Source organism: Nostoc sp. UIC 10607, from assembly GCF_047228265.1.
GTDB classification, from domain to species: domain Bacteria; phylum Cyanobacteriota; class Cyanobacteriia; order Cyanobacteriales; family Nostocaceae; genus Nostoc; species Nostoc foliaceum_A.
Map to the genome: position 1 here is coordinate 1 of NZ_JBIQNW010000073.1, position 26,120 is coordinate 26,120.

Consider the following 26,120-nt stretch of genomic DNA (forward strand, 5'->3'; position numbering starts at 1 on the left):
AGGGCGGCTCATGGTTATTTTAATTTATCGAGTTTGTTTTCTCTATTATATGCAGCTTCATATAAAATTGGTATTAGGAGGTAAATATTAGAGTTACGCAGTTTACAAATTCACTCTAACGTATGTAAATTAGGCAAGTTGATTGCTTCAGGTGCTTCACACAACCCCCAATCGTTCGCACCCATGTTTACTGTTTTGGGTGCTAAACATAACTAAAAATCCTAAAACTGTTATAATCCACACCTATGATCTTCAAGCGCTAAAAATCTCTATAATGCAGATATAACAGGTCTCACAGATATGACAGATTGTTGATATTACTTTGAGCTATTAGCATTTATTTTCATTAATCATTGACCAATTCTCTAAAGAGATGTCCATGAAACTTAACTCAAGCTCAACCACGATATTGAATTTTGTAAAGTTTTGTAACAATTGTCAAATATTTGATGCATTTTGTTATATGTTATGTGTGTAAGTTTTGTTAATCAGTAATTATGCGTAAAAAGCCACAGAACTTCCAAGCAAAGCAGAATTAGTCTAGCTAAACATGCTACAGTAATTCCCGAAGACATATAATTGTCTCATAGAAGTGGAACTCTGCAATGGAACTGAAGAACTCGGCTCCGCTATTATGCTCCTTAAAAATTCTAATATTTTTACCTGACTTTCTTGATTATTCACGTCAAGAATTTTATTCAACTTATTAAGTTAACTTACAAGCAAATCCTTTTTTTTGCATCAAAGCTCAGAACTTCCAGGCTAAACTTGATTCTACCCTGCAAAAAAAGTTTAATTATCTGGGTACTAACCGCACTCAAGCCGATCCTAGAAGATACTTTTAATAAAAAGCCTAAAATTACTCCGAAGAAAATGGTTAAGAGTAGACTACAAATGACCAACTTACTTTGAAAAAAAGATGTAAGATATCACACTTGTTTTATACAATCTTCAATCAAATTTTAACTAACTACACCAAGTGTTCCTAACTATGAGTAATCAAAGCATAACAACAAATAAATTCGCTGAAGTGCCTTTGGATTTACGTGCATCTTCATTTGTCAGGGTACGCAAGGGTTCTTGGTGGTTGAGATTAACAACATTGTTTTTAGTAGACTATACTCTTTTATCCTTAGCTTGGTTATTAGCTGGATATCAATCTTCTTATGGACATTTGGCTTGGAATATACCGAGTCATTATTTACCTATTTTAATAACTATTGGCATTCAAATAGGCTCACTAGCTCTCCAAGGTATTTATCGAGAAGGACAAAAACGCTATGACTATTTGAATATTATAAAATCGCTAACTTTTGCTCATGGATTAATACTCCTTGTTTGTTTTTTATATAAGCCAGTTGTTGATATTACACACCCCAGATTAATATTATTATCTTGGTTGCTAAGTATATTATTTATTTGTACTGGTAGATATGCTGTAAATCTTGCTCTTGAATATTTACGTAAGCAGAAAAAAATAGTTCGTTCTTCTGTCTTTATTATTTGTGATCCTCAAGATCATGAGCAGATAGCTAGCTTTATAAAAAAAGAAAAGCATTATATTGTATCTGGAACAGCTAATGCTAATTCATTAGATAGATATAAACGTCAACAAACATTGAATCAACTTAATGAATTAGGTGTAACAGAAGTTTTTATATCTTGGGATGCTCTAAAAAATAGAATGTTTTTATGCTGGTTATTTCAAGCATCTGGCATCCAAGTACATATTTTACCGATGGAATTAAAACCAATTTATAGAAACGTAGAATTTAATAAAATAGGAGGAATGCCTTGTCTGAGTTTGGATTGTCCGATAATTACAGGTAAAGATTTTTGGATAAAACGTAGTTGTGATTTTTGCTTCGCTACTTTATTTGTAATGTTATCATTCCCTATTTATGTAGCTATAGCTATAGCTATAAAACTAGACTCTCCTGGCACAGTATTTTACAGACAAACCCGTATAGGTTTACATGGGCAACAGTTTAAAGTATGGAAATTCAGAACTATGAGGTCTGATGCAGAAAAATTACAGAAAGAATTAGAAGCGTTAAATGAAACGAAAGATGGAATTATCTTTAAAATTAAAGATGATCCTCGCATTACCCGTGTTGGAAAATTCCTGCGTCGTTACAGCTTAGACGAATTACCACAACTTTTTAATGTTATCCTTGGAGAAATGAGTATAGTAGGGCCTCGTCCTTTACCTACTAGAGATGTAGATAAGTTTTCTGAACATCATTTTATTCGACATGAAGTATTACCTGGTATTACAGGTCTTTGGCAAGTCTCAGGTCGTTCGGATATTTTAGATTTTGAACAAGTGATAAATCTTGATCTTAATTACATTGAGAATTGGTCGCTTGGTTTAGACTTCGAAATTCTTCTCAAAACAGTTATGGTAGTTTTAAAAAAGGAAGGTGCCTATTAAGACCAGGAAAAGTTTATTACCATACATAATAGAGAAGACATCAACTTATTCCAAAGTAAAAGCCATCTAAATACTTTGGATAGATATACGAATCAAAATCTTTGTTAATTAACAAGATATTGGGATAAGTGAAAAGTTTAAGCGTGCGTTGATATAAGCCAAACGAAAATGTAATGAAAATGCATTTTCGTTTTTAACTAGTTATGATTGGTTTGTATGGAACAGCGAGAAAAATAAGGAGAGATACAAAAAAGTACAGTTATGAGGTATATTAATGCCGATTCCAAATGAGCGAATTAAGCTGAATTAATAATTTAAGAATGGTAGAAAAGTACAAATTCATAAGTAATTCGCTCTCAATGATAGTCAATCGGTTAGCCCAAAGCATTACAACCTTTGTATTAACCGCTGCTATTGCTCGTAATTTAGGAGCTGAAGCTTTAGGCCAGTATCTACTAGCATATAGCTACTACTTTATTTTTGTGGGCATTGCTTCACAGGGGCTAAAGACATTGTTTACTAGAGAACTAGCCCGTGAGCCACAAAAAACACCAGTTTATTTAATGAGTGGTACCTGGCTGCAATTAATATTTAGTTTACTCAGTTATGGGGCGTTGGTGATTGTAGTATTTTTACTTCCCTATAGTTCCAAAACCTCAAATCTTTGCTATATCATGGGCTTGACGATAATTCCCTTTGCACTTTCCAACATCACAGAGGCAATTTTTCAAGCTAAAGAAAAGATGCATCTGATTGCAATAGCTACAGTGCCAGTTTATATCTTACGCCTAATAATAATGATTTGGGCAATGCAATTAAAATACGAAATTGAATATCTGGGGGCAATCCTATTTTTTTCAGAAGCACTAATTTTGGTAATTGAATGGATTCTGATCACACGGTTAGTAAAGATACAATGGCAGATTGATGGGGATTTTATATTTAAGACAATCAAAAGTGCACGTACATTTTTTGCTATTGAAGCAATAGCTGTAATCAGTGGCAGAATTCAAATATTGATTCTTTCATTATTAGGAAATGAGTTTTTAGTGGGACTCTTTGGCGGAATAACACAATTGCTACAACCATTTTTGATTATTGCTAACAGTATAACTTTAGCAATATTTCCAAGATTTTCAAAAGCAGTAGAGCAAGGGCGGGAAAAGCAGAGGGAGATAACGGAAAATATTATTGAAATTCTACTAATTATGGCATTACCCTTATTTATGGGACTGTTATTTTTTGGCAAGGATTTACTAATTTTTATATATGATTCTAGTTTTGCTCAAGCAAATATTGCTCTTATTTTAAGTGCCGCGTCACTATTTTTTTTGCCCTTCACCCGCCCACTTTCTTATATACTTGTAGCTAATGGTTTCGAAATAGTGAACCTGCGCGAAGTGATTATTACCACTTCATTAGGAAGCTTGGTAGGAGTGGCATTAGTTTCGCAATATCGGTTACTAGGTGCAGCTTTAATGGCATTATTAATGACCATTCTCGGTTTTAGCCAGTTTATGTATTTTACCTATACTCGCCTATTTCCATTAAATATATTGCGGATTACGCGTCGACCTTTAATAATAAGCATTTTGATGTTATTTATATTCGTATTATTGCAAAAAATAAGCTTAGACTTTATATATACTCTACTTGTTGCGACTTTTGCCTATTTTGTATTTGTGATTTATCTAGGTATTCGTGCGTTTGGAGGGTTTCGTTTTTTGTGGACAAAACTTTTAAGAGAACAGTAATTTTTTAAGAAATAAAATTTTAGCAGTAATACATCCAGCTTTTTTGAATAAATAATTTAATTGATAATATAATCTTAACTATGATTAAAGTTGCGTTATTACATTTTGGCTTTGAAGATTACACGATTGAATTAGCAAACAGTCTGGTTAAATATGTTGATTTAACGCTAATTCATCCGGAAAAAGTATCAGATGTCTGTAGGAATGTTCTTGATTCCAGTATCCGTGTTATTAGCTTTAAAAAACCACGGATTCGTGACCCGCGCAACCTATTGTCTATGAGCACTATGATGCATCTCATCAAAGACATACAACCAGATGTTTTACATGTGCAAGAAACTAACGATCCTTGGTACGATTGGACTCTGTTACTCAACAAGATGCCACCATTGGTGACAACTATCCACGACGTATTTCGTCATCCAGGGGATAGCATGGCTGTATTTGGTTCAGAGTATACCAGACGTATTGCTTTCTACCGTTCCCAACAATTGATTGTCCACACTCATCAATTAAAAAAGATTCTAATTGAACAGTTTAGTTTACCTCAAGAGCGAGTCAATGTTTTACCCCATGGGGAACTTGGTAGCTTGTATCAGCGTCGGGGTAATCACAATGATCAGTCTCGCGATCCAAATACATTGCTATTTTTTGGACGCATCTGGCCCTATAAAGGATTGAAATATTTGCTTGAGGCTATGCCTTTAATTGCTGAACGTGTTCCTGAAGTCAAGCTGATTATTGCTGGACGGGGAGAAAACATAAAACAATATTTCCCTAATGGGTATGATGATAAACGCTACGAGATTATCAATGACTTTATACCCCTTGAAGAAGTAAATAATCTATTTCAACGCAGCACAGTAACAGTTCTGCCATACATAGAAGCTTCTCAAAGTGGTGTAGCAGCATTATCTTATGGAATGGGGACACTGGTTGTAGCCTCTGAGGTAGGGGGATTGAGTGAGATAATTCAGCATAGAAAAGATGGGTTGTTAGTTCCCCCCTGTGATGTTCGATCCCTAGCTGATGCCATAATTTGTTTATTAAGCGATCGCGACTTGCAACAACGCATGCGAACTGCGGCAATAACTCGTTGCCAGCAAGATTTAAATTGGTCAAATATTGCCGCTCAAACTGTGGAAGTTTATCAAAAAACTATAAAATCAAGGCGTTAGTACAAATACATTAACTTTTTGGCATTTCAGAAAAATAATAATTACAAATTCAAGAAACAAAGTATTTGCCAAATTAAACTGAGACTACCAACTACGAATCCCTGACTTACTTAATCTATTCTTAGATATGTATACATGATCATACTATAAGAAGAAATGAGGAAATTTTTAATTTCTGCCGAACAAATACTGACATTTATCTGTTTAATGCTCTACTCAGGAACTCCGCTAGATGCTTTTCTGACGGATGGTTTTACTGTAAGAGAAGGTGATAGAACTATATTTAGATTGCTTTATACTTTTACATATATAGTTACCCTTTCGTTGATTGCTCTACGCTGGAAAAAAGTTACTTACGTTTTTAGGAGAGATAAGTTTATTTGGATATTGATTGGAGTTTGTGCACTTTCTAGTTTTTGGTCTTCAGATCCAGACACTACTATACGTCGTGTTATTGCTCTGGTAGGAACAAGTATGTTTGGACTTTATTTAGCTTCACGCTACACCTTAAAGGAGCAGCTGAAGTTATATGCATACATGTTTGGAATATCAGCAGTAATGTGTTTCTTATTTGCTATATTTATACCACAGTTCGGAGTCGATTTTGGTGCAACTACTAGTTGGCGAGGAATATACCAAACTAAAAATGTTCTTGGCAAGAGATTTGTACTTAGTGAAACAATATTTCTGTTTCTTGCCATTACTACTAAAGAAAATCGCTGGTTTTCATGGCTTGGCTATATTGCTTCTGGAGTGCTTGTATTATTATCAAAGTCAACAACATCTCTGGGTAATTTTATAATCATTACAGTTGCTTTTCTTATATATTATCGAATTTTACATTTAAAGTATAAAGTAATGATACCTATTGTGACGTTGCTAGCAACATTTGGTATAGCTTTTTATACTTGGTTTCTCTCACAAGCTGATACAATTTTAGGCTCAGTAGGTAAGGACACAACACTCACTGGACGTTCAGATTTATGGCCTGCTGTGTTGGATATGATTGCCAAAAAACCGTGGCTAGGATATGGCTATGGAGCATTTTGGGAGGAGAACGGTGAGTCTTCTATTGTTATACAAACAGTACAGTGGAATGCTCCTAATGCTCACAATGGTTTTTTGGATCTCTGGTTAGGATTGGGTCTACTAGGAGTTTTGGTTTTTTTAATTGGCTTTGTTATTAATTTATTAAGGTCGATATATTTAATCCGATGGAATCAAACATTTGCAAACTTATGGCTTTTACTTTATCTAACCTATATTATTATTTCAAATTTAACTGAAACTACATTATTAGAGCAAAATAGTCTGGAATGGATACTTTATGTATCAGCAATATTATCAAGCAAACTTCCTGCACGGGCAAATCTGTAAAAATAAGATCAATAAAATTATTTATTGAATGAGGGTGAGTAATGAATATATATATATGGTTAAAAATCGCAAACTGACTGGACAATGAGTTTTTTTACTAGGCTGGGTAACTTTGTACAGCATGGGTAATTTCACAACGGGTAGAGCCATATAAACTTCGAGGAGAAAAATCAGACCCTTGATAATCGAAAAACAAATTTAAAATTTTAATACTAATGGCTAATAGCAAAAAAAAATTAAATGAATGTAGTGGTGCCAAAAGGTTAAATTATGATGCAGTAGAGAGTGACGACACCTTTGACTCACCTCGAATCCAGAATTTGCTAAGTTAGTTTTTGCTCACTAGCGTGGCCTGCAATGCTATGGCACCATTGTGTCAGAATGGGAACTCAATTTGTAACTTAGATAGTCTATACTATTGTCATATTGTCAAATCGTATCAGTCTTGTCAATTGCAGTGGTTTGTGTATTCTTTAAGTAAGTCAATTGTTAGTTTCTTGCTAAAAACCTGTACTTTTGAAGCTTTATGTCACAAAAATCTATGGAATCTAGAGAATCTATTGATTTAGACCTTAGTCGTTACTTATTGATATTGAAACGATGGTGGCTACCTGCTACTGCAATATTTGCGGCTACAGTTATGCTCAGTGCTGTAGCTACACAATTTATAAAGCCATCCTATGAAGCCGAAGGAAAACTTTTATTTAGAATTCCTTCTTTTAAGGTAGTAGGATCTAATCTTTTGCCTAATAACACTGAAGGAGGAGATGCAGGAGATTTAAAATCCCTGATAGCAACTCAAAATCCTATAAATACTCAAATAGAAGTTATTTCTTCACCGACTCTATTGCAGCGAACAATAGATAAACTACAGCTTCAAGACTCAGAAGGTAAACCTCTGGAAGTAGATCAACTACGAAAATCTCTGATACTAAAAATTGTTGGTGGTACAGATGTATTGCGAATTAGCTATACCAGCCGTGACCCCGAACAATCAGCAGCTGTCGTAAACACAATCATGAGTCTTTATTTAGAAAATGACATTCTGACAAATCGCTCTGAGGCAGCAGCAACTCGCCAATTTATGGCCAAGCAGCTTCCTAAAACTCAAGAAGCTGTTAATAATGCGGAAGTAGCGCTACGTATATTTAAACAAAAGCATCAGATTGCAGATTTATCAGAGGAGACAAGATCAGCCGTTACGACTATTGGAAATCTAGACAATGAGATGAATACTGTTAAGGCTCAACTGGATGAGGTAAACGCCCAAACTAATGAACTGCGCCAGAAAGTAGAGCTAAATTCTCAGGAAGCGATCGCAGTCAGTGCCCTCAGTCAGTCACCTGCAGTGCAGGGAGTTCTTACACAACTTCAAGAAACCGATCGACAGCTAGCGATTGAGCGTAGCCGTTTCCTAGATGATAACCCCGTAATTGTTAACTTAGAAGCAAAGAAAGCTAGCTTAAAATCTCTCCTGCAACAGCAAGTTGGTCAGACTGTTGGCAATCAAACACAAATTCCGCAGAGCCTATTGCAGATTGGAGAACTCAGACAAAACCTGATCCAAAATTTTCTGCAGTCAGAAGTACAGCGCTTTGGTTTAGCAAAAAGACTCTCTTCCCTATATAATTCCCGTTCTACCTACGAACAGCGAGTCAAAATAATACCACAGTTAGCACAAAATCAGCGAGAGTTAGAACGAAAAGTTGAAGTTGCAGAATCTACATATCAAACTCTTTTGAAAAAGGTTCAAGAATTACAGTTAGTAGAAAATACAAATACAGCCAGTTCCCGGATTATTGCTCAGGCTTTAGTGCCTAAAGATCCAGTAGCAGGCAAAAAAATTATAGTTTTGCTGCTAGGGGTGATGTTCGGTTTATTTTTGGCCACTACAACTGTTCTCTTTTTAGGAATGAGAGATAGATCTCTGAAAACACTTAAGGAAGTCAGGGATGTATTTAGATATACGTTGCTGGGAATTGTTCCTTTGTCTGTTAAAAAGGTTGGCTCCCGTTATTCAAATGTAGAATCAATAACTCAAAAAATCGCTGTCAGAGATACGCCTTACTCTTTAACTAGCGAAATGTACCGAATGATTCAAGCCAATCTGAAATTCCTGAGTTCAGATAAAGTGCTGAAAACTATTGTGGTAACTAGCGCAGTTCCTAAAGAAGGTAAGTCTACAGTTTCAGCTAATTTGGCAGCAGCGATCGCTCAACTAGGACGTAAAGTTTTACTAATTGATGCAGATATGCGAGTCCCGTCCCAGCATCATCTCTGGCAACTAACCAATGCAGTTGGTTTGAGTGAGGTTCTTGTAGGTCAGTCTGAATTTGAAGTTACTGTATCTAAGGTAATGGATAATCTTGATGTTTTAACTGCCGGAGTTAGGCCTCCCAACCCACTTGCTTTGCTTGACTCACAACGGATGGCAGCATTAATTGAAAATTTTTCATCTCAACATAACTATGATTTTGTAATTATTGATGCTCCTCCCCTCCTTTTGGCAGCCGATGCTTTAACTTTAAGCCAAATGACTGATGGGATTTTGTTAGTAGCCCGGCCTGGGGTAATTGATTCTAACAGTGCTAACGCTGCTCAAGAGATGTTAGAGAGCTCCAATTACAACGTCTTAGGTTTAGTCGTGAATGGAATCATTGATAAACATGAATCTAGTAGTTATTTATATCATGATCATGAATATTTTAAACCAAGGGAGTTGACAAAAGAACTTAAGGGACTTGCGAAAAGATAAAATCTCCAAAGTTTAAGGTCTACTTCAAGACATTAAAATCAAATCAAGGTTGTAGATCAGGTACATAATGTAGGTTAAAACAACGGGTTGTAGACAAAAACTCTATATAAATCAGAATTTTGCCATACAACCCGATGCCATACTACTATTAACTCAATACCTGTCTTCGTAAATTAGCAAAGATAATTGTTAACTAATCCTGCTTTTCATGTGCTCCTCTATCAGATGCTGAACCATAGATACGAGGATTGCCTACAACATCGGTTGCCAAATTATTCCATCTAAAACCAGTATTGATTGCCCGACTCGTCCCTTTCAGTCTAAAGTCACCAATCGAGGCATTAACAAATTGTGGATCTGCCATAATATCGTTAGGGCCGACAGCACTTACACGGGAACCATTATTGTTGTATAGGTTGTAGTTGAAAGTAGTGTTGCTACTGTTATAACGCGCGTTTATTGGTTTGTTAGGTGCAGAATAAAGGATGTTATTCAGAACTTTGATATCAGCTGAAGAATTACTCATGATTTGACCATAACTAATTCCCGCAGTCTGGTTATTCAGATAAGTTGTGTTGTGGACAATATCGACATGGTCACTTTCATAGGTATGAATGCCCGAACCACCATTTTTATATGAGATATTGTTGGCAATCAAAGTACGTCCTCGATATGCACTCAAGTTTGAGCCACCAGACCCATTATTTCTTGAACGATCAACAATAATGCCATTACCGTCTTGGAACTTTCCGTTCTGAATCCAGGGAATGAGCATTTTATTGTTGTAGACCTTGTTTCTGGTCACAAACATCTTGTAGTTCTGGCTGTTGTCATAATTCCAAGTATTGAGCAGCGAAATGCCGCTACAGCCGTAGACTGAGTACCAGGCATTATTGAACACCTCATTATTATCCACTGTTATGTAGTCCGATTCTATGGCTGAAATGCCTCCGCCTCCACAATCATGTACTTTGTTGTTGAGAATACGTATATGGTGGGGGCGCTTACTGTTTCGTCCATCTATGGTGATGCAGTTTCCATTAGTCAGCGGGTTTGATCTGTTATACTTCTGACTCTGGGCGTACGAAAGGGTTATATTGCGATTGTTCCCTGCAATATCCAGTCCGTTTACCTCTATATATGATGCTCCATTCGAAATAGAAATTCCATGCCATCCACTATTCTGAAGTTTTGGCAGGTGTCCAGGATATGCTTTATAGGTAATCCATGCATTTGCCGTTCCAGAACGTTTAATATCTAGTACTGTTCCGGATGGGTGTGCATTCTTGTATACCCCATTCATAATGAGTACCTTGTCCCCAGGGTTAGTCAGATTTGCTGCCCTTTGAATTGTCCTAAAGGCGGATGAGGTGGTGCGTCCGCTATTTTTGTCGCTTCCGGTACCACTAACATAGTATGTTGTCCCAGTTGGAACCTGGCTGATCAACTTGCGACTTGGTAGTGTCGTTTCCCGATCAGTAGATGACTGACGAACATCTTTAACTAAAGACTCTGCTATTCTCTCTCCTTGAACTAGTCCTGTTAATGCCCAGGGAAGTACAAGAGATGCGCTCAAACTGAGAAAACCGAAACCATGAATCATCATAGGGAAAAAATAGGGTATGTTGCAAAAACTAAATCGTCAACGGTCAGTAACTCTAGCCTTAGTAAGTAACTCAGTATTGGATACGGTCGTGTAACTGCTATTTGTAAGTTTATACACGGTTTATCAGGATTGCACCTGAGAGGTTCCACGTAAATATGGCTGAAAAGCCTTTTTAGCTTGTGTTCCAGAAAATGGCAGCTGTCTAGTAAAATTACTGAATTCAAATTATCAGTATCGATGTTTACCGCATTTACGGACATTAAGCAACCGTACAAATAGCGTTATTTCCAATTCGACATCATTCTACTGTGTATACGCGGTATCTGTGGGTAAGATAGTATATCTGTCATCAAGCAGTTAATTTACTTAAATATTTCTTATGATAATAAGAATCATTTTGTGAGTATAAACAAGTCAGAGCCGAGAATTTAATACCTCTACCTTCTAAATAATTCTCATTATCATAAGAAATTAAAGTAACTAAAACAAACTTTGAAAAAGCCTATCAATAGCAAATTAAGAATTTTCAGTGATAAATTTAGGTTTATACCATTTGTCAATAAGTAATATTACTTGATATTTTTTTAAAATGGGGATAGAAAATGCAATTTTTGAGTAAGCGATCGCTCCATCTAAGCCAGTTCGTACCATACTCTTGTCTTATCCTGTGTTCGATGAGTGCGTAGCTTGCTTGTCCCCAGGAATACGAGAACGGCTATTCTAGCGGACAAGTTTTTCTTTAGAATATAAAGACGCTTTGCATAGCTTGCTTCTCTGCAAGAGTACGGCTCTACGATCATTGAAGTAGGTGGACAGGAATAAATAAAACTATGTTACGCAATGTAAAATTTATTAAGTTAGCTCATACTAAGCGGCTCCAACCCTATTTTAGGGTTGGAGCCGCTTAGTACAAACCTTTAATTATTCACATCCACTTACTTAATTCTTGCTTTCAAAAGGCAGTACAGGAGTTAATTTAATACTGCAATTAATGAGTCTATAGTTGTTTTTTATGGCAATCCAAATTAAATCGTGAAAAAATACGGAGATAAATTTACGTATTTATAAGCTTTTCAGCCTTTTTATCTTTCACAAATGATTAATTAGGGCTATATTAACTCTTGACGATTCAACTTTGACTCATAGAATAGTGGAATTTTGGGGACGGAGAGATTTGACCAACGCCCCCAATTCATATCTGTATTTTAAACTAGAGTCCGAACACCCTCAAAATACTAAATATAACACCTAGAGGTCCAGCTATAGTGTTTGTGGTATCGCCGGCGTTAGCTAAACCAGATCGATTGACTACCACAACATCATTATTGCGGAGTATGGGATTAGTTTGCTCATTAATCCCAGCGGAGAAATCCACTTTTACTATACGTTTAGTCACGGAACCATTAGGATTGAGGCGAATCAAATCAACAGCATCACTACTAGCTCTGGCATCATTAAATCCTCCAGCAGCGAGTATGGCTTGATTTAAAGAGCTATTCGGCTGAACGTCTGTTAACCCTGGTCTTTTAACTTCGCCTACAACACCAACTTGAATGCGTGCAGGAGACAAAGTAGTTGTAGCTAATTGAGTGGCTTCTGCGGGGTTGATTTCAGTTGCCGTCGGAATAACAATGGTATCTCCGTCTTGCACAATGATGTCTTGGTTGGCATCACCACTCTGCAATAATTGCCAAAGATTGATATCTATAGCTTGTTCTGAACCAGATCTTGTAGGTCGGCGTAGTTTGAGATTACGAATATCAGCCTGTGCTGTAATTCCCCCAGCTAGTTGAATTACCCGCGTCACATTTGGTAGACCATTAGGAGTGACAGTACCACTATTAGCGGTTGCGGCTCCCCCCTGTGCATCTGTACTAGCTGGGGTGACAAGATACGAACCGGGACGGTTAACTTCACCGATAATTGTTACTGTGCGGGGTGTGGTTTGGCTAGCGGCAAAGTTAGATGCAAATATATTACGGGATTCTGCCACGTTGAAGTTGGTTGCAGTTGGCACAACTATAGTGTCTCCATCCCGCAAGGTAATATCCTGTGATAACCTGCCTGTTTGGATGAGTTCCTTCAAATTGACACTGACGACTTGCTCTGAGGAGCGTCCTATTTTACGCCGTAATTGTACTTGAGTCACATCCGCGGCTAAGGTTACCCCCTGCGCTGTTGTCAGTGCGGCTAATACAGTGGGGTATTGTACGCCTGGATTATCTCCTGCCCCTCCACTCAAGCTCAGGGTGTAAGCCCCTGGACGTGTCACCTCTCCAGCAACAAAAATATTGATCGGACGAGGCGATAACAAATTGACTGAGATCAAGGGACGTTTGAGGAAGCGAGCATATCTTCTGGCAATTTCGTCAGCAGCCTGTTCAGTTGTTAGACCAAGGACTGACACACTACCAATTAAAGGTAGGTTGATTGCTCCACCTGGGGGAATTTGGTATTCGCCTGTATACTCAGGTACTTCAAATACATTTACACGGATGCGATCGCCGCCTCCTAATGAATAATTAGTATCTATTTGTGTTTGCGTGGTTGGTGATTGTGTAGTTGGTGGTACTGGTTGCCCCTGAGCTAGACTGGCAGATGGCACAGCGGCATTGACAGCAGTTAACAAAGCCACACCCACAACTGGCTGAGTTAGGAATTTAAACAAAGTTGTGTTAAGCATATTTACCTTGAGACTCTGAAACTACGATCAATAAAGTACTGTCTAAACATTTTTATTTTGACTATACCTAAGTATTCAAGTTCCCCGACACTCTTATTTTCCTCGAAAAGTGTCATTTTCCGGAGTAAATTTGTCTATTGAATTTGAATTTTTAGTGAAGTTAATTTAAAGTTAAGCCAACTTGAATATAAGAATTATCAAAAAATATTAGGACTTACACAAATCAACATAGTTTATACAAGAAACTATCTGTTAACCGAACAAGTACTTACGAATAAAATTTTATTTTCAAAGTCAATTTTACGACATCTTAACTGTGATTCAAAATCTGCTAGGACTACCAAAATTATGAACAATTTCATTAAATAAATACAAATAACCTTAAAAATAGATCGTAATTTGATTTTTTGTAGGTTGGCTTGAGAAAGATAAACTCAAAAAGACAGAAATTTGGGTTTTTATTCCTCAAATTAATCCAAAATTTACTATTTACCAATAAGCGAGAAGATTAATTAAGTGAGTCATTTTTCCTTTGAATTTGTTGAATAAAAAACTCTTCTAGGGAGTAACGCGACAAGTTCATGGTGATAATTTTACCCTCCATGAGACGAAGACTGGCGAGAAAATCATAGTAATCGTCTTGTAATGTACCTTGCCATGAACCATCAGGTTCAAATCTGAGAGTGGGTATCCATTTTTTAAGAATTTCCCAATCACCACCTTGACCTTTTACGTGATATGTGTTGTTTTTACCTAAGAGTTCATTGAGGGAACCAGAGCAAATTAATTCACCTTGAGTGAGGATGGCAATGCGATCGCAAATCTGTTCTACTTCACTAAGAACGTGGCTGTTGAAAAAAATCGTCTTACCAGCGGCTTTTAGCGCCAGGATAATTTCCCGCATTTGGTAGCGTCCCACAGGATCGAGACCAGACATCGGTTCATCAAGAAAAACCAAATCTGGCTCGTTAATTAGTGCCTGTGCCATACCAACACGTTGTAGCATTCCTTTAGAGTAGCGACGCAGCAGCTTTTTGCGGGCATCGGCTTGGGATAAACCAACTAATTCCAGCAGTTGGGGAATGCGTTGGCGTTGGATACTTTGGGGAATTTGGAATAGCCCAGCGGCTAGCTGTAAAAACTCCCAGCCAGTGAGATAGTCATACAAATAGGGATTTTCCGGCAGATAGCCGATATGTTGCTTGATAGTGCGATCGCCCAGTGGCTCACCCAATAATAATCCTCGTCCAGAGCTAGGACGAATAATTCCTAGCAACAATTTTAAAAGGGTAGTTTTCCCAGCACCATTTGGCCCCAGCAACCCAAAGGTTTCGCCTTTATAAACTGTTAAAGAACAGTTTTTGAGAGATACAACTTTTTGATTTAGCCAAAAACCAGTGCGGTAGACTTTTCGCAACTCAGAAGTCAGGACTACTGGCGCAGTGTCTGTGGTATTAAGTTGAGAATTAGGGTCATCTGCAACAGACTTCATCTCGGTTCAATTACTAATTACCAGCTTGGTATTAATTACAAGTTACCCAGTAGGCTGATAATAACCATCACTAACCTGTGTGTCAATTATCGCAAACAGAGTAGCTTAATTAACATTAAAAATATCAGCCCTGGCAAGTAATTCTGGCTAGCTTTACAAAACGCCTTTAGAACTGGGAATCAAGCCAGCACGACGGGGGTCGATTTCCACCGCCAGCCGCGTTGCCCTCGCAAACGCCTTAAATGTTGCTTCAATAATGTGATGGGAATTAATGCCATCCAGTTGCCGAATGTGCAGTGTCATTTGGCTATGGTTCACCAAAGCCACAAAAAATTCGCGCACGAGTTGCGTGTCATAGGTTCCTACCCGCTGGGTAGGAATTTGCAAGCCGTAGCTGAGATGAGGACGGCCGGAAAAGTCTAGCACTACTTGAACTAAGGCTTCATCCAGTGGTGCTAGGAAATTACCAAAGCGGACAATGCCTTTTCTGTCGCCTAGTGCTTGGTTGAAAGCTTGGCCCAAGGTAATGCCTACATCTTCGTTAGTGTGATGGTCATCAATTTCCAAGTCTCCCTTGGCTTGGACATCTATATCAATCAGTCCGTGGGAGGCAATTTGATGCAACATATGATCCAAAAACGGAATGCCAGTTGCTGCCGTGCAAATTCCTCTACCATCCAGATTAATGGTAACTTGCACATCAGTTTCACCAGTGGTGCGGTGAACAGTGGCAATCCGAGGGGTTTTAGTTGACTGATCGTAGCTTGAATTAACTTGACGATTGGTTGTTTGCATGGGGAGTGGAAAGAGTTAGAAGTTAGGAGTTATGAGTTATGAGTTAAAAATTTATAACTCCTAACTCATAACTTTATCGCGTCACATTCCCATAATTTCATATCCTGCATCTACATACAGCACTTGTCCGGTAATACCGCTGGACAAATCACTACACAAGAAAGCGGCAGTGTTGCCCACTTCTAGTTGAGTAACAGTGCGTCGTAGGGGAGCTACTTCTTCTACATGATGAATCATATCCAAAATCCCGCCGACTGCTGAAGATGCCAAAGTGCGGATGGGGCCTGCGGAGATCGCATTCACGCGGATATTTTGCGGCCCTAGTTCGGCGGCTAGGTAACGTACACTCATTTCTAACCCCGCCTTGGCAACTCCCATAACGTTATAGTTGGGGATTGCTCTAACACCACCTAAATATGTCAGGGTGACGATACTACCTCCCTCTGTCATCAAAGGTTTAGCTGCACCACTTAACTGCACCAGCGAGTAGGTACTAATTTCTAAGGCGGTGTTGAAGCCAGAACGAGAGGTTTGGCTAAAATCTCCACTCAAATCGTCTTTGCTAGCAAAGGCAAGACAATGGATGAGGATGTCTAGCTTTCCCCACTGATTGCGGATTGTTTCAAAGGTAGATTGAATCTGTTCATCATTTTGGACATTACAGGGAAGAAATAAGCTGGGGTTGAGGGGTTCTACCAACTCCGCAACTTTTTTCTCCATTTTGCCGCGTTCATCCGGCAGGTAGGTAATACCCAGGTTTGCTCCGGCTTTATGGAGCTGTTGGGCGATGCCCCAGGCGATCGAGCGGTTATTGGCAATACCTGTAACAAGAGCATTTTTTCCAGTCAGATTCAGCATAGAAATTGTTAATGCGATCGATCATTAGGAGCATACTAGAATCTGAGGCTAGTTTGTCTTTGTTTTACACAGGATTTGCAAAAATGAATATTGGTAAGAGTGTTTGCTGTGACAAAAATCTTGATTTTTTCTAAAGATATTCTCAAAATAACTTTATTTGTTCTTCAAAAAACCTTTTGAATGCAGCTATTGGAAGTACTTATCAACAATTAGTAGCTGAAAGGATCAACAATTATGTATCATTATAAACAAAGAGTTATGAAGAGATTAGTTTGAGTATAGGAAAGTACAAAAAGGTTGACGGTGCTATATTCATTTTTCGGGTGTATTCTTAGGTAATCAGTTTTTGTTTTTCCGGCATTGGGTAGGGGAAGGGAGATGATCGTGACACAAGATAAAGCCCTAGCAAATGTATTTCGTCAGATGGCGACCGGGGCGTTTCCGCCAGTTGTGGAAACGTTTGAACGCAATAAAACGATCTTTTTTCCTGGCGATCCTGCCGAACGAGTTTATTTTCTTTTGAAAGGTGCTGTTAAACTTTCCAGGGTGTACGAGGCAGGAGAGGAAATAACGGTAGCGTTGCTACGGGAAAATAGTGTTTTTGGTGTTTTGTCATTGCTGACGGGAAATAAGTCGGATAGGTTTTACCATGCGGTTGCATTTACCCCTGTGGAATTACTGTCAGCACCAATTGAACAAGTGGAGCAAGCACTCAAGGAAAATCCAGAATTATCAATGTTAATGCTGCGAGGTCTGTCTTCGCGCATTTTACAAACGGAGATGATGATTGAAACTCTCGCTCACCGAGATATGGGTTCTCGGTTGGTGAGTTTTTTGCTAATTCTTTGTCGGGATTTTGGCGTTCCTTGTGCAGATGGGATCACAATTGATCTGAAGTTATCTCATCAAGCGATCGCAGAAGCAATTGGTTCGACTCGTGTTACTGTTACTAGGCTACTAGGGGATTTGCGTGAAAAAAAGATGATTTCTATCCACAAAAAGAAGATTACTGTGCATAAACCTGTTACCTTAAGTAGGCAATTCACATAAATGCAATTGGAGAAAGGGGAATCGGCGCGTGTTCTATTTTCAAAAATGACACCAATAGCTAGAGGTAAATCTAAAAATTGAGTAATTTCAGCTATTGCCAATTTCCACTTCTTTCCAGACAATGCTTAAAAGTAGTAGGCTGTATCTGGAAGGATTTCGGTAGCTAAAGATGACCACCGGATACATCCTCATCGCAGCAATTTTAATCTTGGGAGGCGTAATTGCAACCGTGGGCGATCGCATCGGCACACGAGTTGGCAAAGCCCGCCTCTCACTTTTTAACCTTCGTCCGAAAAATACTGCTGTACTGGTAACTATTTTTACGGGCGGTTTGATTTCAGCATCAACCTTAGGAATTTTATTCGCTGCCGACGAAGGCTTGCGAAAAGGAGTCTTTGAATTAGAAGATATTCAAACAGACCTCAGGCAGAAGCGGGAACAGCTAAAAACCGCAGAAGCTCAGAAAAGTCAGGTAGAGAGTGAGCTAAATCAAGCAAGAATTGCCCAAGCAAAAGCACAACAAGAATTGCAGGTAATCAATCAATCTTTGCAGGCGGCGAATGCCAAACAACGCCAAACACAAGCTCAATTGAACCGCACCATTAGTCAACAAGCCCAAACTCAAACTCAACTCCAACGCACTCAAGGTCAGCTAGAACAAGTTGTAACTCAGTACCAAAAAGCTATAGCTGAATTGCAAAGCGTTTACAATCAGAGAAAGGAGCTACAGGCGGCAGTTGAACTACTGAAGACAGAACGTCAAAGACTTTACGCTGAAGCTAAAAAAGCTATTGATGAAGCCAAAGCAGCTATTGAAAAACGCGATCGCGAACTCGCTAACCGCCAAGAAGCTGTAGAACAGCGCGATCGAAAAATCGCCCAACTGGATCAACTAATTCAAAAGCGTAATCTAGAAGTTGCAGCGCGAGAGCAAGTAATTGCCAAACGGGAATCTCGCCTCAAAGAATTGGAAGGACAACAGGAGCAACTAGAACTGGAAGTTGCAAGGTTAGAAAAATATTATCAGTCCTACCGCGACCTGCGTCTGGGTAAGCTAGCTTTAGTTCGCGGTCAAGTTCTGTCTGCTGGTGTAGTTCGTGTGACCCAACCGAATGCTGCCCGTCAGGCAGTGGTACAACTTTTACAAGAAGCCAATCGCAACGCCAACCTGGAATTGAGTGAACCTGGTGCAAATCCTGCAAATGCAGAGCTAATACGCTTCACTCAGGAGAGGGTTGAGAAATTGAGCAAGCAGATTGAGGATGGTCAAGAATACGTGGTGCGAATTTTTTCCGCTGGTAATTATGTCAGAGGAGAAAAGCAGATAGAATTTTTCGCCGATACAGCCCGGAATCAATTGGTTTTTTCGGGAGGCGCGGTGCTAGCCACAACTACTACCGATTCCAAAACCATGACATCCTATCAGTTACAGCAGCGGTTGGAAATACTGATTTCTGCTTCCCAATTTCGGGCCCGTAACGCCGGAATTGTCGAAAATGTCCAAGTAGACGGGACTTTTTTACGCTTTGTCAATCAATTAAGACAGTATAATCAACCCTTGGAGATCAAAGCGATCGCAGCAGAGGACACTTATACAGCTGGACCCTTGAGAGTAAGATTAGTGGCAATAGTCAACGGACAAATTATTTTTAGTACTTAAAAAAGTATTTGCACACTGTTATTAGTAAGATTTAAACATATTGAACAGCAGGCAAAATAGTTGCTGTGATTGTATTTATTCTTTACGAGACGCTACGCGTAGCAAGATCCCTGTAAGGGTACATTTCTAATTTTTAATTTTGAATTTATTATGAATTTCCGTGAATTTTCACCAACGCAACCAGTCATCTTGGGGTTTGATCCAGGTCGGGATAAGTGTGGTTTAGCGGTGATGGGACTGGATCGGCAACTGTATTATCATCAGGTCGTGCTAGCAAAAGAGGCGATCGCTACCATTGAGACACTGCGTCAAAAGTTTCCGATCTCCTTGATGGTGATGGGCGACCAAACTACAGCCAAGCAGTGGAGACAGAAATTATATCAGGAATTGACAGAACCTCTGAGTATTATTTTAGTGGATGAGCGCTACACAACCCTAGAAGCACGCGATCGCTATTGGCAAATGTTCCCGCCCAAGGGGCTAATAAAGCTATTGCCAAAGGGTCTGCGACAGCCACCAAGACCGATAGATGACATTGTTGCCATCCTTTTAATCGAAAGATATTTAAATCGCCTTACTGAATCAGCAGTCAACCAATTTTAGATTTTGGATTTTGGATTGAAGAAAAAATCTAAAATCTAAAATCCAAAATTAAATTCCTAAATCCTAACTTTTAAAGTTCTGCCCGAATAGTAAAAGCATAATCTCCTCCAGGCTCTAATTGATAATCTTGTTGCTCCAAGAATCGACCTAGGGGTTCTTTGATTAAGGCGCGGCCTTGGGAAGGCTTGACGGCAAGTTCTCCCCGGCGAAAATGCCACTGGAAATGCCACTCAAACTCACCTGCACTCACTTCACCTTCAAGGAAGCCGTGTTGCCAGGATTGGCGAGTAATTCTGACATGGGCAATGGTTTCTGGCAGACGTTTTGCACTCACAATGCTTTATGTCAAGTGTGGAATAACAGCCGATCATGTAGGCTACTTATTTTATTTACCAAACATAGCTTAATTAGACAAACTGACAAAGTGGGTATTTGTAGTTTACTAGGTTGTGTTAATGAGCAAAACGACATCAGGATACTGAAGTCGCGGCTATAAACCAAGGCAGTTCAGTTAAGATTTGATGAGATCCTCCCTAACCCTCCTTTTTAGATCGTCTGGCATGGGTTGGAGGGATTTTATATAATCAAAAATTACTGACCCAAGCCTATTGAGCTATAATCTACGCGGACTTAATGCCGAAAAGTTTGGGTCAGCAAGCTATCCTGCGAGTAATTTTTGTTAAACTTACAAGTGTATCTGTAGCAGATATTTTGTGAAATCTATTATTAGAATTATCGAAAATCAGCCGCCTCTAATTACTGCTAGGAATTTCAATCACAAACTCTGTTCCTTCTCCTGGTTTAGAGGAACATTTAATTTGACCATGATGTTTTTCAACTACTATTTGATAGCTGATAGACAATCCTAACCCTGTACCTTTACTTGGTGCTTTGGTAGTGAAGAAGGGGTCAAACATGTGCGATCGCACTTCTTCTGGAATCCCAAGACCATTATCAGCTATTCTAATTACAATCTGGTTATTAATGGCTTGCGTACTAATCCAGATAGTTAAGGGTATTCTTGGACACGTTTGGGATAGCTTCAAATACCTTTGCTGTATAGTTTTAAACTTTTCCTCTAATGCGTCAATACTATTACTCAAAAGATTCATAAACACTTGATTTAATTGCGAGGGATAGCATTCGAGCAAAGGGAAAGTACCATATTCTTTCACAATCTCAATAGCTGGGCGTTCATTATTGTTTTTGAGCCGATGCCCTAAAATCAGCAAAGTACTATCCAAGCCTTCATTAATATCTACTGGTTTTAATTCAGCCTCATCTGTACGAGAAAAGTTTCGTAGTGATAGCACAATTTCACAAATACGCTCTGTTCCTACTTTCATTGACTCAAGAGTTTTGGGCAAATCTTCGATGAGAAAGTCCAAATCAGTCTTGTTAATTTGCTCTTGGACAGTTGGCGATAGTGAGGAGTTTTGTCGGTAAAGCTTCACTACATTTAGCAGTTCCTGAGTATATTCATTTAAATGGATCAGATTACCAAAAATAAAACTTACAGGATTGTTGATTTCATGCGCGACTCCAGCAAGGAGTTGTCCTAAACCTGCCATTTTTTCACCCTGAATTAACCGGGTTTGAGTTTGTTTTAATTCTTGGAGAGCTTGAGTAAGTTCTGAGGTTTGACGTTTAGTTTGTTCTAGTAATTCCGCTTGCTGAATCGCAATTCCTAATTGCACTCCTACTTGAGCCAGCAAATTAATTTCTTCCTCTTTCCAATAACGCGGTTGCGAATTCTGATAAGCAACTAATAATCCCCATAATTTTTCACCTTCCCGAATGGGAACAAAGGTTTCGTTACGCGGAAGTTCGTTATCGTCGTCTGTGTCCTCAAAGGTTTCTATAATTATTGGTTGAGCTTGTGCAACAGGTATCCAACCATCTTTAAAAGAATCTGCTACAAATTTACCGCTCCAATCTGTGTTGAAGCGGTAGATTGCAACTCGCTCGACTTCGAGCAACTCTCGCACAGCTTGAGTAGTAGTTTTAAAAATAGTTTTAATATCGAGTGACTGGCGGATTTTATCTATGGTTGCAGCCAGTAATTCTTGCCGTTCCATTGCTTTTTCCCGTTCAGTAGCTTCTGCTAACTGGATAACCTGCATTTGAACTTGCTTTAAATAAGAATCCTGTTTTAATGCGACTCCCAATTGCTCGGCTATTTGACTGGCAAATTCAATTTCAGAGGGTTGCCAGTAACGAGGAGTGTTGCATTGGTGAATACACAGCAATCCCCAAAGTTCACCTTTTTTCAATAGAGGTGCGATCATATTTGCACGCACTTGAAATTTTTCTAGGATTTGGACGTAGCAACCTGGAAACTTTCCTTGATAAATGTCCGCGATCGTATTTACTCGACCTTGTGCGTAAAGGGGCGCAAAGTTTTCACCGAAACAATAGTCATAAACTTTTTCTGCTATGACCGAGTTACATTCAGGTACAACATCCTCAGAAATAAATTCTCCTTCCCAATCTTTTTGAGGGTCAAAACGAAAGACTGCTACTCTATCGGCTTGCAGCATTTGCCGTGCCTCGGTGACAGTAGTCTGGAAGATTGTATCTAAATCTAAAGACTCCCGAATTCGAGTAATCACGCTAGTCAGTGTCTTTTGTTGCTCTGCTTGGTACTGAGCGTGTGCTAGTAACTTATAGTGTCGCAGTGCCACACCAATTTGTGTGCCGATTTTGGTCAGCGATTCGACTTCATAAGATTGCCACTGCCTGGGTGAGGCATTTTGGTAGGCAGCAATGACTCCCCAAAGTTTATCTCCTTGGAGAATGGGGGCAGTTGCAAAGGCTTTTGCCTGGAATTGCTCTAACAGGGTTATATGGCAGTTTGTTAATCCGGCTTGATAAATGTCATTGACTGTAAATGTTTGATTGTTAACGTAACGTCCGCCTTGCGTCTGTTGTAAATAAGTATCAGCGATCGCAGGCTCAACACCAACTAAAGGAGTCCAGCCTTCTGCAAATGATTCAGCAACGAAGTTACCACTCCAATCGTCATTGAAGCTAAAGATGGCAACTCGATCAGCTTGCAGCAGCTGGCGTATTTCTTGAGTAGTGGTTTTAAAGATGGTTTCAATATCAAGGGGTGAGCGAATTTCATCGACAATCCGAGCAATTACCTGGTCGCGTTGAGCCGCTTGAGCTAATTCTGCGGCTTGCAATTGGACTTCATGGAGATGCTTCGCTTGTTGAATCGCAACAACAAGATGATCGGCAATTTGACGAATAAACTCAATTTCCGATTCTTTCCAGTCACGAGCCTCACTGCACTGATGAATACAAAGCAATCCCCACAGTTCTTTCTCCCGCAATAGAGGCACAACGAGGTTGGCCTGTACCTGAAATTTACTCAAAATTGCGGCATGACAATCACTCAGTCCTGCATTGTAAATATCTGCTACTGCTTGCACTCGACCTTGTTGATAACTGGAAGCAAATTGTTCTCCAAAGCAGTGATCGTAAACTTTTACTGCCAGTGCTGAGTCCCAGCCAAGTGCAACATCCTCAGAAACAAATTCTCCTTCCCAATCTTTTTCCAAGTCAAACTGGAAGACTGCTACACGATCAGCATTTAGCAACCGACGCACTTGTGTAACGGTAGTTTGAAAAATCGTTTCTAAATCAAGAGACTCCCGAATTCGCACAATTACACTCGCCAGAGCCTTTTGTTGCTCTAGTTGCTCTTGAAGTTGAGCGCTTGACAAGAAAAGTTGATTTTCCGTGAAATTTGAATTGGGTTCCATTGCTCTGGATTATGTAGTTTTTATATAATGATTCCTCATACCAAACTTCAGGGAGCCAAAGCGCGTCAAAAGTATGACAAACTGCAATGCGAATTTTTGCAGTGTTCAACTATTTCCCAGAAAATGGTTATTCTTATAGTTCCCCTTTCTTTATCTATCCTCATAATGGGTTAAAAAATAATTCTGGCTGAGAATCAATAAATCCGCGATTTGGTTTAATGTTTCTCGTGTTCTCTTTGTGCAAGAGTTCCTGCCTTTACTTGGAAATGAGATATAAAATGCGTACTATTATAGCGATCGCTCCGCCAATATCAAGGGCGAAAGCATTTAAAAAAAGTAATTTGTGGAAATTTACCTGACAGACTGCGGTATTTCAGGTTAAATGTTTTAAAATATGCACTCTGCAAGAGTTGTCGGGTAATATTCGTGACACAACAAGACCAAAAACCCTCTCGTTCTTTCGCTGGAATTGCTGGCATTGTTGCCGCAGCCACATTAATTAGTAAAGTCTTCGGCTTAGTGCGGCAGCAAGCGATCGCTGCGGCTTTTGGTGTTGGTGCAGCTGCTACCGCCTATAGCTACGCCTATGTTATTCCTGGCTTTCTATTGATATTACTCGGTGGTGTAAATGGGCCATTACACAGTGCAGTTGTCAGCGTTTTAGCCAAGCGACGGCGAGAAGAAGCGGCTCCCCTAGTGGAAACCGTGACAACGCTAGTGGCTGGATTGCTGTTGCTGGTGACGGTTGCTCAGATTTTATTTGCGGATGCGATCGTTGATTTAGTCGGTTATGGTTTGGAGCCGACAACCAGAGCGATCGCAATTCAACAACTCCGCATTATGGCACCGATGGCTTTATTTTCAGGATTAATTGGCATTGGCTTCGGTACTCTTAATGCAGCCAATCAATATTGGTTACTCTCCATCAGCCCTCTGTTATCTAGCATTACCGTTATCATCGGTATTGCTTTCATGACTATGCAAGTGGGCAAGGATATTATCAAGCCAGAATACGCTTTAATCGGTGGTATGGTATTAGCCTGGGGAACCTTGGCAGGGGCAATTCTCCAATGGCTGGTGCAGCTAATTGTTCAGTGGCGGTTAGGACTAGGTACGTTACGTCTGCGGTTTGATTTTAAATCCCCCGGTGTTCAAGAAATGATTAGAATCATGACTCCGGCAACAATTTCTTCAGGGATGATGCCAATTAACTTTGCTACTGTGCTTTACTTTGCCAGCCCCATCCCTGGTGCTGCTGCTGGCTTTAACTATGCCAATTTGCTAGTGCAAACTCCCTTAGGGATTATTTCTAATATCATTTTGCTGCCTCTATTACCGATATTTGCCAAACTTGCCGAACCAGAAAATTGGGACGATCTCAAATTACGTATTCGTCAGGGACTTCTACTTAGTGCTGTCACCATGCTACCTCTAGGAGCGTTGATGGTAGTGCTATCTGTACCAATTGTCCAGGTAATATATGAGCGGGGTGCTTTCACGCAAGATGCTACGCAGCTAGTTTCCGAGTTGCTAATTGTTTACGGGATTGGGATGTTTGCTTATTTGGGGCGTGATGTCTTGGTGCGGGTATTTTATGCCTTGGGTGATGGGCAGACACCTTTTCGCATCAGTACTTTTAATATCTTTCTCAATGCTGTGCTCGATTGGATTTTAGTTGGGCCTTTTGGTGCTCCCGGTTTGGTGTTAGCAACAGTGGGTGTAAATTGCAGTTCTCTGTTGATGCTGTTATGGTTGCTCGATCGCAAACTCAATGGTTTACCTTGGCGTGAGTGGAGTGTGCCAATTCTAGGTTTGACTGCTGGTAGTGTGGTAGCTGGGGTTGCCAGCTATGGAACTTTAGTTGCTACTCAACAGTTGTTAGGTAAAACGGGTTTACTGGTTCTGTTGTTACAGTTGTGTGTATCTGGCTTTGTGGGGATTGCGGTGTTTGCTGCGATCGCTTCATGGATGAAAATACCAGAGGTGAATATTTTTATATCTCGTCTACGTCAGCGTTTTTTGAAGAAATAAGTAGCTAGACATGAAAAATTATAAGATAAGAGTAGAAGAGAACAGATGATTGAAAATGCCAGCAGCACTACGAA

The 26,120-nt window shown here is 39.4% G+C and carries 17 protein-coding genes; 9 read left to right on the top strand and 8 right to left on the bottom strand.

Annotation, left to right across the window (positions count from 1 at the left end):
- The first annotated feature begins 991 nt into the window (after positions 1 to 991).
- The 5 genes from ACEYW6_RS31375 (at position 992) to ACEYW6_RS31395 (ending at position 9,498) form a co-directional block, all read left to right on the top strand.
- Entirely contained in the window at positions 992 to 2,434 is a 1,443-nt protein-coding gene (locus tag ACEYW6_RS31375) for a sugar transferase (RefSeq protein ID WP_412982855.1), read from the top strand.
- 359 nt (positions 2,435 to 2,793) lie between these two features.
- Positions 2,794 to 4,188 carry an oligosaccharide flippase family protein gene (locus ACEYW6_RS31380; protein WP_412982856.1) on the top strand — a complete coding sequence of 465 codons (1,395 nt, stop codon included), beginning with the start codon at positions 2,794 to 2,796 and terminating at the stop codon, positions 4,186 to 4,188.
- Between the two features lie 80 nt (positions 4,189 to 4,268).
- Complete coding sequence (locus ACEYW6_RS31385; RefSeq protein WP_412982857.1) at positions 4,269 to 5,366, top strand: glycosyltransferase family 4 protein; 1,098 nt, start codon at positions 4,269 to 4,271, stop codon at positions 5,364 to 5,366.
- Between the two features lie 156 nt (positions 5,367 to 5,522).
- Complete coding sequence (locus ACEYW6_RS31390) at positions 5,523 to 6,743, top strand: O-antigen ligase family protein (protein WP_412982858.1); 1,221 nt, start codon at positions 5,523 to 5,525, stop codon at positions 6,741 to 6,743.
- A 526-nt stretch (positions 6,744 to 7,269) separates the two neighbouring features.
- Entirely contained in the window at positions 7,270 to 9,498 is a 2,229-nt protein-coding gene (locus ACEYW6_RS31395; RefSeq protein ID WP_412982859.1) for a GumC family protein, read from the top strand.
- A 193-nt stretch (positions 9,499 to 9,691) separates the two neighbouring features.
- Here the strand turns inward: ACEYW6_RS31395 and ACEYW6_RS31400 are convergent, their stop codons facing one another.
- The 6 genes from ACEYW6_RS31400 to fabI form a co-directional block, all read right to left on the bottom strand.
- The gene (locus ACEYW6_RS31400) at positions 9,692 to 11,104 is read right to left on the bottom strand and encodes a right-handed parallel beta-helix repeat-containing protein (protein ID WP_412982860.1); all 1,413 of its coding nucleotides are present in this window, start codon (positions 11,102 to 11,104) and stop codon (positions 9,692 to 9,694) included.
- 516 nt (positions 11,105 to 11,620) lie between these two features.
- Positions 11,621 to 11,755 carry a hypothetical protein gene (locus ACEYW6_RS31405; protein ID WP_412982861.1) on the bottom strand — a complete coding sequence of 45 codons (135 nt, stop codon included), beginning with the start codon at positions 11,753 to 11,755 and terminating at the stop codon, positions 11,621 to 11,623.
- Between the two features lie 559 nt (positions 11,756 to 12,314).
- Complete coding sequence (locus ACEYW6_RS31410; RefSeq protein WP_190896998.1) at positions 12,315 to 13,787, bottom strand: polysaccharide biosynthesis/export family protein; 1,473 nt, start codon at positions 13,785 to 13,787, stop codon at positions 12,315 to 12,317.
- Positions 13,788 to 14,295: 508 nt separating this feature from the next.
- Positions 14,296 to 15,279, bottom strand: a complete 984-nt coding sequence (locus ACEYW6_RS31415) for an ABC transporter ATP-binding protein (RefSeq protein ID WP_412982862.1) — start codon at positions 15,277 to 15,279, stop codon at positions 14,296 to 14,298.
- Between the two features lie 153 nt (positions 15,280 to 15,432).
- Positions 15,433 to 16,074 carry an imidazoleglycerol-phosphate dehydratase HisB gene (gene hisB, locus ACEYW6_RS31420; RefSeq protein WP_412982863.1) on the bottom strand — a complete coding sequence of 214 codons (642 nt, stop codon included), beginning with the start codon at positions 16,072 to 16,074 and terminating at the stop codon, positions 15,433 to 15,435.
- 81 nt (positions 16,075 to 16,155) lie between these two features.
- Entirely contained in the window at positions 16,156 to 16,932 is a 777-nt protein-coding gene (fabI, locus tag ACEYW6_RS31425) for an enoyl-ACP reductase FabI (protein WP_190897004.1), read from the bottom strand.
- A 378-nt stretch (positions 16,933 to 17,310) separates the two neighbouring features.
- Here fabI and ntcA point away from each other — a divergent pair, with 378 nt between their 5' ends.
- The 3 genes from ntcA to ACEYW6_RS31440 all read left to right on the top strand — a co-directional run bounded on the left by ntcA (position 17,311) and on the right by ACEYW6_RS31440 (position 20,245).
- Positions 17,311 to 17,982: a global nitrogen regulator NtcA gene (gene ntcA / locus ACEYW6_RS31430; RefSeq protein ID WP_010998529.1), complete on the top strand. Its 672-nt coding sequence runs from the start codon at positions 17,311 to 17,313 to the stop codon at positions 17,980 to 17,982.
- Between the two features lie 169 nt (positions 17,983 to 18,151).
- Positions 18,152 to 19,642: a DUF3084 domain-containing protein gene (locus tag ACEYW6_RS31435; protein WP_412982864.1), complete on the top strand. Its 1,491-nt coding sequence runs from the start codon at positions 18,152 to 18,154 to the stop codon at positions 19,640 to 19,642.
- 150 nt (positions 19,643 to 19,792) lie between these two features.
- Positions 19,793 to 20,245 (top strand): pre-16S rRNA-processing nuclease YqgF, encoded by a 453-nt coding sequence (locus tag ACEYW6_RS31440; RefSeq protein ID WP_412982865.1) that lies wholly within the window; start codon positions 19,793 to 19,795, stop codon positions 20,243 to 20,245.
- Positions 20,246 to 20,315: 70 nt separating this feature from the next.
- Here the strand turns inward: ACEYW6_RS31440 and ACEYW6_RS31445 are convergent, their stop codons facing one another.
- Both ACEYW6_RS31445 and ACEYW6_RS31450 read right to left on the bottom strand, forming a co-directional pair.
- Positions 20,316 to 20,579, bottom strand: a complete 264-nt coding sequence (locus tag ACEYW6_RS31445; protein WP_069070640.1) for a DUF3146 family protein — start codon at positions 20,577 to 20,579, stop codon at positions 20,316 to 20,318.
- Positions 20,580 to 20,997: 418 nt separating this feature from the next.
- Positions 20,998 to 24,015: a GAF domain-containing protein gene (locus tag ACEYW6_RS31450; protein ID WP_412982866.1), complete on the bottom strand. Its 3,018-nt coding sequence runs from the start codon at positions 24,013 to 24,015 to the stop codon at positions 20,998 to 21,000.
- 426 nt (positions 24,016 to 24,441) lie between these two features.
- Here ACEYW6_RS31450 and murJ point away from each other — a divergent pair, with 426 nt between their 5' ends.
- Positions 24,442 to 26,046, top strand: coding sequence for a murein biosynthesis integral membrane protein MurJ (gene murJ, locus ACEYW6_RS31455; protein ID WP_412982867.1), 1,605 nt, complete (start codon positions 24,442 to 24,444; stop codon positions 26,044 to 26,046).
- Positions 26,047 to 26,120 lie beyond the last annotated feature (74 nt).